Below are 13017 nucleotides of genomic sequence, written 5' to 3'. Positions count from 1 at the left end.
CCGACTCCCCCAAAAAGTCCGCAAATTTAGACAACCTATTTATCGAGCGCTCCGCCGGCTTCTAGACGCTGGCGCAGACTCTTGGGCCGAATGTCGGCCCAGTTCTGCTCGATGTACTCCAGGCATGCTGCCCGGTCGGCCTCACCGTAAACGACGCGCCAGCCCGGAGGGACGTCGGAAAAGGTCGGCCATAGGCTGTGTTGCTCCTCGTCGTTGACCAAGACAAAAAAACTGCCATTGTCGTCATCGAACGGGTTGATGCTCACGTTACTCCAGACCTTGTCAACTTCGGCAGGAACCGTTCCACCATACTGGAGGCCGATGGAGTCGGTCAGGGTTTCGGCAAAGTCCCTGGCACGGTTCCCAACGCTGCCCCAGTAAACCATCTTAGTGACGCGGTTCGCAATTTGAGCCTAGTGCATAGCCCGGGCTGAAACACCCTCCGAAGCTACGACCTGCAACGATGTGTTCGTACTAGAAATTGGGCGCAAGTCGGCACCTTGGAACCCCTCCGCTCAAGTGAAGTTTCCGCGGCCGTCGCGAGCGAACGCGATCTTGATGCCGCTAACCAAGTTGACAGCAAATTCCCGGCTTCGGCGAGAGAATTAGTTGCCCAGGAGGGGCGCCCATGGCCGAGGCGCTCGATCCGCGTGCCGAGTCGGGGTGGTCGAGGGCGCCGATCCTGCTGAACCGCGACAGTCGGGGCATCTCAGGTGGGCGGCATCTCGCGGCCCGCACTCGCAGAGCAATACCTGCCTTCGCCAAGCATAGGAGGGCGGCACGCTCGCACGATCCACCGCGACCACCACGCGGGTCCATCGCAAAACGCGTAATTTGATTTATACAACCGACCGCTACCAGTAGTTGCTTATTTACCGTAACTCGTCGGTGTTATGCGAGACGAATTATTTTCCATGCGCCAATACGATTATTTGAACTATGGTCGAGAACCGTCCAGCAACCGAGGTCACCAGACGTGCAATTGTGCGTTCATCCGTTTATTTCACGCCGATTCTGGCGACCCGAATTCGAGCCGATGTAGCGAAACGCGCCTTACCATCAAGACTGTTAACGGCCACTCAGCGAACAATCACAATGGCCTCACAAAACAGTTACACAAAGCGCGTGTACAGCCTGTGGCGGTTCGCCAATTATTTCTGAAGCGTAACGCACTTCACGTCTCTCGACGGCCAGTGTACCGAAGACCGTAAATGCGCACGGCGCTCCACGCATCCGAGAATCATGAAGATCCGATTAATATTGACGCTGTCTTAAATTTTCGGTGGATTGCTGACCTCGACGAACGCGTCAAATGTCACCCCAAAAAGGGTCCACCTCCCCTAATGACTACATAGCCACGCGAGCTCGTCACGGACCGGTCGGCGCGTTATCCGCCGAATTCCGGCGACCGCCTGGGTTGTGGTGGATGCTGAACGCCGATTAGGTACACGCAGGGCGTGGAGGTGGTCAACGTCGCTGCGACTTGCTTACCCCGAAACGTCGAGGCCACCCTGGCCCGGGCTACCTTTTACTCTCGCGCTCTGTCGCCAGAAAATCGCCAACATACGAGGGTGACTTCAGGTTGAGCAACCGCTTGCGGTCGGCCGCGAGATCTGAGTAGCCGAGCGCCTCGACTTCCTCAACGGTGTAGGGCAGCCGCGAATCCGGCGATCCTTTCCGTATGATCCCGACGCCGAAATCACACTTCAAAACCGCGACTCGCAGGTCGTCTCGAGTGCTCCGCAAGTGGACGATCGCCTTCCAGACGTCCCCGCTCCAGAGAAGATTCCACCAGTGGTGCTGTGCTGAGAAGTCGGCTATCGACTCTGCGGGATAGCCGATCGATTCGAGCGCAGGGTTGCAGTCGTGCAGGACAATAACGCCGTCGTCTTTCAGGTAGCGCAGTGTGTTCTCGACGTCACGCAGGACCTGGCCGTACGTGTGGAGCCCGTCGATCAGCGCTACGTCAATGCGGCGCTGCTCGAGGAAGTCCTCCTTCGTCGCGAAGAAGTCGTCGCTGGTCATCTCGAAGTAATGGGTCTCGCGCGCCTTCGCCTCGGCAAGCCGGCGATACAGCGGCGGGATCTTGAAGGCCGGATCCACGGCGACCTTCACGTCGGCGGAGATCCCCCGAAACGCGGCTCCGCGCTTGACACCGATCTCCAAATAGACGGGCGTTGGTCGTCCGTCGAGCGCCCGCCGGACCACCTTCTTGCGGTTCACGCGACAATCCCTCCCGGTGTTTGGACGCCCTGGCGCTTGCGCGCATGACGCAACTGCAGCGAGTGAACCTGCCGCCCGTACTCGATGCCTGAAATCCAGAGTCTAGAGCAAGTCGCGCACGAGGGAGGCACAGGGCACGGATGCACGGAGGCCGACCCATCGAGTGGGCGAGCTTCGCGGATGACTCTAATCCCCGCCCGCCGCAACGCCGCTCACTCGGTGCTGAGTCTCGTGAGCAAGAGTGTCTTGGTAATGCCGACAGAGTTCCGGATACTATCGACCAGCCGACGCTCCCCGAAATCGGGTACGGTCACCTGATTCGGCTCGGCAGACGAACCGGAGGCTTCGGCTATTGTCAACATCCGTGCTCGTCACCGGTGGTGCGGGTTTCATCGGGTGCGCGCTGACCCGCCGCCTCGTGAATGCGGGTCACGAGGTCGCAATCATGGACGTGCTGCACCCCCAGGTGCACGGCGGTCGCCAAGCGATCGACCTACCGCCATCCGTAAAGATGTTCACCGGTGATGTCACCCACGCCCCTGACTTGGATGCTGTGCTCCGGCTGTTTCGGCCCGCCCAACTCGTCCATTTGGCGGCCGAGACGGGAACAGGACAATCGCTCACCCACGCGACGCGGCACGGATCGGTCAACGTGGTCGGCACTGCGCAACTTCTCGATGCGCTGAGCCGCTCAGCACTCGTGCCCGACCAGCTCGTCCTCGCGTCGTCACGGGCCGTATACGGCGAGGGGGCATGGCGATGCGGTACACGCAACTTCTATCCGCGCCCTCGGAGCCACGCACAGCTGGCGGCTGGTGTGTGGGACCCCAAGGGGCCCATGGATGAGCCTGCGGTACCGCTGCCGAGCCGCGCAGACGAGACAGAACCTCGGCCTACTAATATCTACGCCGCGACAAAGCTGGCGCAGGAGCACATGTTGTCGGCCTGGGCGGCCGCGCACGACACCCGCCTCAGCGTGCTGCGGCTGCAGAACGTCTACGGACCCGGCCAGTCTCTGACCAATTCCTACACTGGCATAGTCGCCCTTTTCGCTCGACTAGCCCGGGCGCAGCGCACGTTGGAGGTCTACGAAGATGGCCGTATCGTGCGAGATTTCGTCTTCATTGACGATGTCGCCGATGCGCTGTTCGCCACGGTGGAGGCGCCGGCCACCGAGCAGCGCTGCCTCGACATCGGGTCTGGCATCGCTACCACCATCCATGAACTCGCTCGCGAAGTTGCCCTCATCTGTAACGCCCCCGAACCGATAGTCGTTCCAAAATTCCGCGACGGTGACGTCCGCGCCGCCAGTTGCGTCATCTCGCCGGCATTGAGCGACCTTCATTGGCGCCCAAAGTGGACCCTGCAGGACGGTCTGCACAGACTGCTCAAATGGATCGACGAACAACCTGAAACACGTTCTTGATCAATCCAACACGTGTTCACGTCTGAAGAGAACTGAGATCCAACTCAGGCGGTGTCACTGATCTCGCCAATCAGCCCACATGCTCCAGACGAACTTTCTCCTCCAAGAGATCGGCTGCGGCGGAAATGCTTTCGCCAGGTTTAGTCATACGGTTGGCTAGCTCACGCGACCGAGCGACGTAGTCCGGGGCGAGGATGGTGCGGAGATCCTCCACCAGAGTTTCTGGCGAAGTGCTTGAAAAGCGCCTGGTAGTACCAACCTTCAGTCGTTTCACCTGGCCGCCCCAAACCGTCTGATTGACGTCCATCGAAAGGACCAGCGCGGGCACCCCAGCGCGCAGACCGATCGCTGTGGTGCCTGCGCCACCGTGGTGCACGACCGCACGGCAGGACGGGAAGACAGCCGCGAAGTTCACCGCGGTCACAACCTTGACATTCCCGGCTTCGGAGACGCCGCCGAAATCACTCCAGCCCGCGCACACTAACGCTCGCTCGCCCAACTTCGCGCAGGCCTCCCCGATCATGGCCAACGTGTCGGCCGGAGATTCCACCGGCATGCTGCCAAACCCGAAAAAAATCGGCGGCGGCCCAGCGGCAATCCACGCGGCGACATCCCCGTCGGTCGCCGTCGGCAATTCCATCGTCAGTGCACCGACGAAGGGTCGTTGATACTTCTGTTGCGCCCATTCGGCTGCCAGCCCGGGAAAGCACACGTCGTCGTAAGCCTGGATTTCCAGCGATCCGCGTTCGGCGATTCGCCTCGACGCTGGACGGGTGGCCTTCGGTAGGCCCAGCCGACGACGCTGAGCGTCTTCTAGCTTCTTGTCCATGCGCCAACCCACCCAGTCGTATGTCGCCATTGCAGCGCGCCCCAACGCAGCCGGCAGAAACGGCAGGAGCTGGCCATTGGCCCGTACCGGGAGATAATGCAGCGTGGCCAAAGGTATGTCGTAGTATTCAGCGACGCTTATCGCGGGCTGTTCGAAACTTAGACCGGTGAACAGCAGATCGGCCCCGTCAGCGAGCGACGTCAACGTTGTGCTGATCTCGTCCCAGCACACGACCAGTGGCTCGTAGAGTTCGGGCCACAGCTTGCGCAGCTCCCCTATCCGCCAAACATTGCGAAAGACGGCGGTCCAGAAGTTGCGGTACGCGTCTATCCACGCCCGCGTCTCAAGCCCGTAAGCGCTTGTAACAAGCCCAGCCGACTTCGCGAAGGCGACCAGGTCTGGCGGGACCGCCATCCGTACCTCGTGCCCGCGACTCTGCAATTCGCGGCCGATGGCCACCGCAGGCTCGATATCGCCACGAGTTCCATAGCTTGCCAGCACAAATTTCATCGCGAGTCATAGCCTTTCATGTCCCGTGCGCGTGCGCGAGATCAGGGCGTCCGCAATTATCCCGGTCTCTGGGACCGTGGTCCGTTGTCTGGGGTTCGCTGTGGCCCATCGATCGCCCTCGACTCCGAACGCTAAGGTGTTCATCCGTGGCTGGCAGCGCCGGGTACCGGAGAGCTGGCGCGGGGGATGCGCGCGGTCAGGACTGTCCGTACCGGGTCGATGGTACTTTCGTGATTCGTCCGAACCGGGCAACATGCTGGCTCTCATTTGCTAGGAGTTCGATTGGCTGACGGCGGGCTGAGCGCACGCGAGGCAGAACGTGTGACCTGGGACGTGATCGTCGTAGGTACCGGTATGGGGGGCGGGATGCTCGGCTACTCGCTGGCCCGCTCCGGCCGCAGCGTGCTGTTCGTCGAGAAGGGGCGCTCCACACTGCCAGGCGAGCCGGGAACCATTCGCGCGCTGCCGGAAGTGGCCGAGCCGCTGGCCGGCCGATCGGCCGAAGCCTATTACGACGCCTTGGCCCGAGCTGGACGCTCCACCGACGAGATCCAAGACATCAGCGGACGCTTCTCGCGGCGGTTCGTGCCGTACCTCGGCAGTGGCACAGGAGGGTCATCGGCTATTTACGGCATGGCCTGCGAGCGGTTTTTCGTTCGCGATTTCACCCCCCGCCAAGACTTCCGCCACCCCGGCGATTCCACCGTGCCAGAAGCCTGGCCGATAACCTACGATCAATTATCGCCGTGGTATGCCGAGGCGGAGAAGCTGCTAGGGGTCCGCGGGCAACCCGATCCCCTACGGCCGGAGACGGCCGAAATCAATTTGCCTGCGGCGCCACCGTTTTCCGCAGACAATCAGCGGCTGGTCGACTATCTGGTAGGCCGAGGGTTACATCCTTACCACCTTCCCATGGCGTGCGATTACAGCGATGGTTGCGCTTCGTGCCACAGCCACCTCTGCTGGAATGCATGCAAAGGCGATGCAAGCCGCAATTGCGTGCTGCCCGCGGTGACCGAACACGGCGCCCACCTGTTGTCCGAGTGTCGAGCGGTGCGCCTGGAAGCGGACGGCACACACGTCCGCAAAGTGATCTGCGAGGACCGCTCCGGCACTTTGGCGCTGACAGCCCGGGTGGTGGTCCTTGCAGCCGGGGCGCTTGTTACGCCCGTGTTGTTGCTCAATTCGCGCTCCGGTGATTGGCCAGGCGGACTGGCGAACAGTTCAGACTGGGTGGGGCGCAACTTGATGCGCCATTTGATCGATCTGGTCGAAATCTGGCCGGAGTCCAACAGCAAGATCACAGACCCGAACAAGGAGATCGGGCTGAACGATTTTTACTTCTGGGAGGGTGAGAAGTACGGCACCGTGCAATCGTTCGGCGCAATGCCGCCGATGGAACTGCTCACTAACCGCCCTGGCCTCAAGGCAAGTGCGTTGCGTTTGGTACGACCAGCGGCGCGCCGCGTCTATGAGCGCTTCTTCACTGGCGGGCTGGTGCTGGCCCCGCTCATGGAAGACCTGCCCTACCTGGACAACCGCGTCCTGCCGTCCGATCAACCCAGCCCTGACGGGCGCCAGCGGCTGAAAATTCAATATCGTCTTCACGCCAGCGAGACCGAGCGCCGCGCAACGTTTTTGGGACAATTGAGAGACGTCTTCAAACCGTTTCGCAAAATCACGTTGCGGGGCGCCGAAGACAACGAGGCGCTCGGCCACGTCTGCGGGACATGCCGCTTCGGCACCGATCCGATGACCAGTGTCTTGAACCCCCAAAATCGGGCGCATGAAGTGGACAACCTGTACGTGGTCGACAGCTCGTTCTTCCCGTCCAGCGCCGGTTTGAATCCGAGTTTGACGGTGGCCGCCAACGCACTGCGGGTGGCCGCCCATATCGACCAATCGCATTTCGCCAGCTAATCCGACCGATCAGATCGATGTTTTAGACCAGGCATGCGTGCTGGCGGACCGTGAAACATACACCAGCACAACAAGATTAGCGATCAAGTTCGGTGCCGCCCACGTGTGCACGTCTCCGACGTCATCGATCAACCGATGAACCGGGCGCGGGCGAAGGCCTCGACGCGATCGGCGGCGTTCGCAGCACTTTCGGTCGGTTTGGTCATTTTGGTCGCGAAGTCGCGAGCCTCGGCAACGCAATCCGGGGCGAGTATGGTGCGTAGGTCTTCAAGTAGCGACTCTTTGGTGGTACTCGACAAACGTCGGGAAGTTCCGACCTTCAACCGCTTGACCTGAGCCCCCCACAGCGCCTGATCGAGCCAGGTCCAGAGGATCAAAGAGGGGACGCCTGCGCGCAGGCCCGCAGCGGTGGTGCCCGTGCCACCGTGGTGCACGACCGCGCGGCAGGACGGAAAGATCGCCGCGAAATTGAGCGTATCCACCACCTTGAGATGCTCGAGACCCGGAACGTCGTTGAAGTCAGTCCCAGCGGCGCAAACCAGCGCCCTCTCGCCCAGCTCCGCACAGGCCGCACCGATCATCGCCAGCGTGTCGGCCGGAGACTGGACCGGCATGCTGCCGAAACCGAAGAAGATCGGCGGAGCTCCTGCGGCAATCCATCTGGAGGCTTCCTCGTCAGCTTTCGCCGGCATTTCCACTGTCAGCGCACCGACAAGTGGCCGTCGGCGGTCGTTCTCAGCCCAGTCGTCCCCCACCCCCGGGAAGCACGCCTTGTCATAGGCCTGAATTTCCAGCGAACCGCGTTCGGCGATACGTTGCGGCGACGGATTTGTCGCCCTGGGCAGGCCCAACTCACGACGCTGCGCGTCCTCGAACTTCTTGGCCAAGCGCCAACCCAGCCACTTGGAGAATGTCATCGCAACGCGAATCAGCGGCGACGACTTGGGGACCAACTCGCTATGCGCTCTCAGCGGGGAGGTATGCAACGTCGCCAATGGAATGTCGAAGTACTCCGCCACATTTGCCGCAGGCTGATCAAAACCCGCGTCGGCGAACAACAAGTCGGCCCCTCCGGCAAGCGATGTCAGCGTGGTGTTTGCCTCCCTCCAGAATTGGGCGTACAAATTCCAGTCTTCGCGCGCCAATTTGATCAGCTCCCGAACGCGCCAGAAGTTGCGGAACAGGTGCATCATGAAGTCGCGGTGCAGCTCCTGCCATGTCCGCGCATCCGGCCCGAATGCAGCGGCCGTGAGCCCCGCCGACTCAACGAATTCGACAAGGTTCGGCGAGACGGCCAGCCGCACGTCGTGGCCCCGGCAAAGGAGCTCACGGCCAACAGCCACACACGGCTCGACATCGCCACGACTTCCATAAAACGCAAGGACAAATTTCATCTCGGGGACCGTAGCCTTTCACTATCCGTGGACGTCGCGAACCATGAAGTGTCACCTCGTGTTCGCGGATGAACGCGTCTGGATCTGATAGACCGAGATCGTCCATGGGTCCCGGTGATTAGAGCGAGATCACTTGCGCCACAACGCACCGGTCCCGTCGATGTCGACAACTTCCGCGCATATCCCATGCTTCTGACGGTAATCCGTCACCGCTTGCCGACACGCCGGGATCGAGTAGTCGTCAATGATGCAATAACCCCCAGGGGACAGTCGCGGGTAGAGGGCGTCAAGAGCTTGTATCGTCGATTCGTACAGGTCGCCGTCGAGTCGCAGTATCGCTATCTGTCCGATCGGCGCATCGTGAAGCGTGTCTTTGAACCACCCTGGAAGAAAGTGGACGCGTTCATCGAGCAACCCGTAGCGCTCGAAATTCGCCCTGACTTCCGATTCCGGCACTCCTAATATTCCCGCAAAGAGGTCAAGCCGAATCCCCTTGTCCGCCTGATAATTTGCGGTGTCGGGGCGTGGCAAGCCTGCAAAGGAATCGGCTAGCCAGACGCATCGTTTCTCATCGCCATATGCCGCCAGGACCGCGCGCATCAGGATGCAGGCGCCGCCGCGCCACACGCCGCACTCGACCAGATCGCCAGGGATGTCCTCTTCCAACACCGTTTCGACGCAATGCTGCAGACTGGTGAGCCTCTGCATGCCGATCATGGTCTCGGCCTCGGCGGGCCAGTCGACGCCCAAGTCGCGCTTGGTCTGACCGAACGGGCTCACTCGGTTGAGCATCGGCAGAATTGCATTGGCGGTCTTGAAGACGAGGCGTCGCCGTAGTGACCACCGTGCGGGCATCCGCTCGTGCATCCCATATCTGGTCAGATTCCGTCGGAGCAAATCGAGGTACAAAGGTCGCACATCGCGATCAGTCACGGCCAAAACTGCCCCTATCCACTGCGATTGCCGTTGCCGGTGTTGCCGGCGATGAGTTTAGACCCCCGATTTCGGCCTGTCCCGGAGGCCACCAACATTGTGTTATTTCATCGACGTCGGCGGCGTCAAGGGGCAAAGTGATCGACGGGGGGCTGAACCATTTGCTGCGTTGGTAGTGCCAGCGCCGCATCCGACGAGGTCGTCGACCGCTCGTATCCCCTTTTCAGCTAACATATTTTCGCCTTGCTGTAGGGTGATCCGCGATGGCTTCTCAGGATGCGGAGCAGACATTACCTCCCCGACAACAATGGACAACAGAGCCTGCGGAACGAGCTAAGGCCGTCCCCAACAGACAGACCGGAAGGCACCGTCGAATGCGGTCTTCGAGTCGGCCGCCCGGCTGGTTCATAGCCGCAGTGACCGCTATCGGTGCTATGCAGCTGTTGTCCATCATGGACGGCACCATTGCAGTCGTCGCGCTCCCGAAAATTCAGAGCGAGTTAGGCCTGTCGAACGCCGGCCGGAGCTGGGTCATCACTGCGTACATCCTGACCTTCGGCGGACTGATGCTGCTAGGCGGTCGCTTGGGCGACACTTTTGGGCGCAAGCGCGTCTTCATCGTCGGAGTTGCGTTGTTCACTGTGGCCTCAGCTGTGTGCGGAATCGCCTGGAACGGGGGCTCACTCGTCACTGCCCGGCTGTTGCAAGGGGTCGCCGCGGCAATCTTCGCCCCGACTTCGGTCGCGTTGGTGGCAACGACATTCCCGAAGGGCCCGATGCGCAACGCCGCGATGGCCGTGTTCAGCGCGATGATCGGCGTCGGCTCGGTAGGCGGTCTGGTAGTCGGCGGAGCTCTAACCGAGGTGTCGTGGCGACTCGCGTTCTTGGTGAACGTTCCGCTCGGGCTACTGGTCCTTATTCTCGCTCGCGCCGCCCTGCGAGAAACTCAGAAGGAGCGGATGAAGCTAGACGTCAGCGGGGCTGTGTTGGCCACGCTCATCTGCACCGCTACGGTGTACGGCTTCACGATGGCACCGGAGAAGGGCTGGTTGTCCCCCATTTCGATCGGTTCGGTGGTGCTGCTTGTCGGAGCCTTTGTGGCATTCATTCTGGTGGAGCGAACGGCCGAGAACCCCATCGTTCCATTCACCTTGTTCAACGACCGCAACCGACTGGCCATCTTCGCGGCGGTATTCCTGGCCGGCGGGGTGCTGTTCACTCTGATGGTGCTGGTCGCCTTGTACATCCAGGATGTCATGGGCTACAGCGCGCTGCGCGCAAGCCTTGCCCTTCTCCCCTTCGCCATTGCGGTGGCCCTCGGGGCTGCTGCGTCGACACGTCTAGTCAAGTTGTGGTCCCCCCGAGTGGTCATGATCGCCGGCGGGAGCCTGATGCTTGGCGCCACCCTTTACGCCTCGACGCTCACCCGCGACGCGCCGTACTTCCCGAACCTGATGGTGCCGCTCGTCGTCGCCGCTGTGGGGATCGGCGTGGCAAACGTCCCGCTTCGACTATCGTTGATCGCCAGCGTCGGCTTGGACCGGATCGGCCCCACCTCGGCGATTGCGCTCATGCTGCAGAACCTCGGCGGCCCGATCGTGCTCGCCGTCATCCAGGCCATCATCACCTCGCACACATTAGCTCTGGGCGGCACCACCGGACCGGTGACTTCTATGGACGCCGTCGCGTTGAATGCCTTGGACCAAGGCATCACCTACGGTCTGCTGTGGTTGGCCGGGGCGGTCGTCTCCGTCGGCTTCGTGGTCCTGTTTATCAGCTACTCAGCGGAGGAGGTTGCTCATGCGCAGGCTGCCAAAGAGGTCAGCGACGCCGAAGATCCCGCCGTCGACGCCGCCGCAAACCAACCCGCACAAGATCCCCCACCCACGCACGACATCAGCGACACCCGTGGCAGCGCAACCACTTTCGAACGGGATTACAGCTCTGAGAGCGCCGACGACGGCAGACGCGTCGACTACGAAGCGCGCAGCCAACAGCAGGCTAGCCGTTCGAATCGTTGACTATTTCCGAATCATGAAGCCATTCGTGGCGAAGGTGAACCCGAACTTCACCTCCCGCTCTCGATCGTGAACGTAATCGTCGGGAAATTCCGCCTCGTAGTCTTCGATCGCCTCGAAAGGACCCGGGCCCATTCCGGGAAGCACCGGGTGGCCGTTCACGTTGGAGTCCTCGACAATCATGTAATCCCCGGCCCGAAGCAGGGGCCGCAACGATTTCATCTCGGCCAGCACATGATCGCGGCTATGGTCGCTGTCCAAGATCGCGAAGACCGGGCCCGGAAATTCGGATCGCAACTGAGAGATCTTCTCAGCCACCTGCGGTGCAATCGATGACGACTCGAACCACACCACGTCGGGATCCTTCACCGCGTTGGCATGCAGATTCTGATGCGTGATGTCGACCGACAACACCGCGAACCGCTGTCCGGTCTGACGCAATATGTGGGCGAAGAAAACACCGGAGCCACCCTGAAACGAGCCGAACTCCACAACCAACGAGGGGCGTAGCGACCAGAGGATCTCTTGGTAATTCCACATGTCGCTGACCGACTTCTGACACGGAACACCCATCCAGGAGGTGTGAAGCCACACCATCGTGCCGTAATACCACTTGTGGTATTCCTCGGCGATCGCGTCGCTGGGCCGGTAAATGGCTCCGGCCACTCCGCTGGCTATCTGCCGAATCACACCCATTTATTTCCCCTCACGGCACTGCCCGATTACTTCAATAGGGTCTGCCAAATGTAGCGAAGCGAGACTATCAGGAGTTGCCCCTGGCGGCGTACGGCTCGAATGTTCATGGTTGCAGACGGCACGGGCGCTCCAATTCGGCTTTCCGACTGGACCTCTCAACAAAGGGGCCTACGCGAGCCCGCCGGCAGGCGTTGTGCCCGACCGCAGACTTGGCAACTTGCCGAGCCGGAGTCCGATGTCGGGATCGCCGCACAAGACGACACAGCCGCGCTTGGCGCCGGTTTCTTGGCTGGCCGGTAACGACGGATAAAACCTGAGTATGTCGCTGCGTCCGAGCGTGTCGAGATACTCGTCATTCAAAACCGCGCCAGGCCCGTAGTCGTCGTAACTGTAGGAGTCGCCGGGGACGGCGAAGTCGTCGATCATGATGACCGACCGCTGCCATGATCCGAAGATCATCTCGATCTCCTCGGCGAGCGGTAGGTCTGAATACCAGTGTGCGTCAAGGTAAAAGAAGACACCATCCTTCGGAAATGACGGATCCGCGGCCAGCTGACGCAGCAGGGCGCGGCTGTCTGCCAGCACGACGTGCACCCGGTCACGCGCCGAACGAAACCGTTCTTCTGCAAAGGCGTGATACCGAGGCTTCTTCTCCGCCGTGTAGACCGGCACACCGAAGTCGGCGAAGAACTTCGTTGTGTTCCCGATGAAAGTGCCTGTTTCGACGATCGCCGCTGGCGGCAACTCCGCGAAGATCTGCCGGCACAGGTCTAACCGGCCAGTTTGACCGTTCAGCGGTTCGCCCCAGTTCGAGCGCGCTGATCTCAACCTGTACTCCAACCTGCCGAGCACCGCGGGGCCGGAGCTATTGACGTAGAGCACAAAGGAGTTGATCGAGTTCCGTCTAAGAGAGTTGATCGACTTCAGTGACCTGGCGGCCAGATTCGTCACCTCGAAGTCAGCCGGCACGGCGGCTCAGAACTGACGTCGTCACGAACCCATTGGGGCGAACCAAAGCAGTCACGGCCTTGAAGCGTACTCGCCGCAAGGACTCACGGGTCGAGGATC

General features: G+C 61.2%; 9 protein-coding genes and 1 pseudogene. 3 read left to right on the top strand and 7 right to left on the bottom strand.

The genetic code is table 11. From position 1 onward, the window contains the following. Positions 1–35: 35 nt before the first annotated feature. Positions 36–266 (bottom strand): MbtH family protein, encoded by a 231-nt coding sequence (locus tag G6N42_RS29355; RefSeq protein WP_163738541.1) that lies wholly within the window; start codon positions 264–266, stop codon positions 36–38. Positions 267–1521: 1255 nt separating this feature from the next. After that, positions 1522–2223, bottom strand: a complete 702-nt coding sequence (locus tag G6N42_RS29350) for a class I SAM-dependent methyltransferase (RefSeq protein WP_163736466.1) — start codon at positions 2221–2223, stop codon at positions 1522–1524. Between the two features lie 364 nt (positions 2224–2587). On the opposite strand from G6N42_RS29350, the gene G6N42_RS29345 reads away from it, so the two are divergent. Next, positions 2588–3649 (top strand): NAD-dependent epimerase/dehydratase family protein, encoded by a 1062-nt coding sequence (locus tag G6N42_RS29345; protein WP_163736463.1) that lies wholly within the window; start codon positions 2588–2590, stop codon positions 3647–3649. A 70-nt stretch (positions 3650–3719) separates the two neighbouring features. Here G6N42_RS29345 and G6N42_RS29340 read toward each other — a convergent pair whose 3' ends face one another. Then, a complete protein-coding gene (locus G6N42_RS29340; RefSeq protein WP_163736459.1) occupies positions 3720–4988 on the bottom strand; it encodes a glycosyltransferase in 1269 nt (422 codons plus the stop codon). 321 nt (positions 4989–5309) lie between these two features. Here G6N42_RS29340 and G6N42_RS29335 point away from each other — a divergent pair, with 321 nt between their 5' ends. Beyond that, complete coding sequence (locus G6N42_RS29335; protein ID WP_232076416.1) at positions 5310–6908, top strand: GMC oxidoreductase; 1599 nt, start codon at positions 5310–5312, stop codon at positions 6906–6908. A 128-nt stretch (positions 6909–7036) separates the two neighbouring features. On the opposite strand, the gene G6N42_RS29330 is transcribed toward G6N42_RS29335, so the two are convergent. Together G6N42_RS29330 and G6N42_RS29325 are read right to left on the bottom strand one after the other, a co-directional pair. Continuing rightward, a complete protein-coding gene (locus G6N42_RS29330; protein WP_163736455.1) occupies positions 7037–8302 on the bottom strand; it encodes a glycosyltransferase in 1266 nt (421 codons plus the stop codon). Between the two features lie 129 nt (positions 8303–8431). Then, positions 8432–9241, bottom strand: a complete 810-nt coding sequence (locus G6N42_RS29325) for a TylF/MycF/NovP-related O-methyltransferase (protein ID WP_163736452.1) — start codon at positions 9239–9241, stop codon at positions 8432–8434. Between the two features lie 257 nt (positions 9242–9498). On the opposite strand from G6N42_RS29325, the pseudogene G6N42_RS29320 reads away from it, so the two are divergent. After that, positions 9499–11067, top strand: a pseudogene (locus G6N42_RS29320) (MFS transporter); the annotation flags it as partial. Positions 11068–11256: 189 nt separating this feature from the next. Here G6N42_RS29320 and G6N42_RS29315 read toward each other — a convergent pair. Both G6N42_RS29315 and G6N42_RS29310 read right to left on the bottom strand, forming a co-directional pair. Continuing rightward, positions 11257–11949: a rhamnosyl O-methyltransferase gene (locus tag G6N42_RS29315; RefSeq protein ID WP_163736446.1), complete on the bottom strand. Its 693-nt coding sequence runs from the start codon at positions 11947–11949 to the stop codon at positions 11257–11259. Positions 11950–12117: 168 nt separating this feature from the next. Continuing rightward, positions 12118–12918 carry a class I SAM-dependent methyltransferase gene (locus G6N42_RS29310; protein WP_163736443.1) on the bottom strand — a complete coding sequence of 267 codons (801 nt, stop codon included), beginning with the start codon at positions 12916–12918 and terminating at the stop codon, positions 12118–12120. Between the last annotated feature and the right edge of the window lie 99 nt (positions 12919–13017).

Source organism: Mycobacterium gallinarum (assembly GCF_010726765.1).
GTDB classification, from domain to species: Bacteria; Actinomycetota; Actinomycetes; order Mycobacteriales; family Mycobacteriaceae; genus Mycobacterium; species Mycobacterium gallinarum.
The sequence above is the reverse complement of the archived record's forward strand: the minus strand, read 5'-3'. Positions and strand labels throughout refer to the sequence as shown.

What these genes read in the sequence shown, in the direction of transcription:
- G6N42_RS29340 (WP_163736459.1), bottom strand. Translation starts at nt 4,988, where the DNA reads ATGAAATTTGTGCTGGCAAGCTATGGAACTCGTGGCGATATCGAGCCT.
- G6N42_RS29330 (WP_163736455.1), bottom strand. Translation starts at nt 8,302, where the DNA reads ATGAAATTTGTCCTTGCGTTTTATGGAAGTCGTGGCGATGTCGAGCCG.
- G6N42_RS29315 (WP_163736446.1), bottom strand. Translation starts at nt 11,949, where the DNA reads ATGGGTGTGATTCGGCAGATAGCCAGCGGAGTGGCCGGAGCCATTTAC.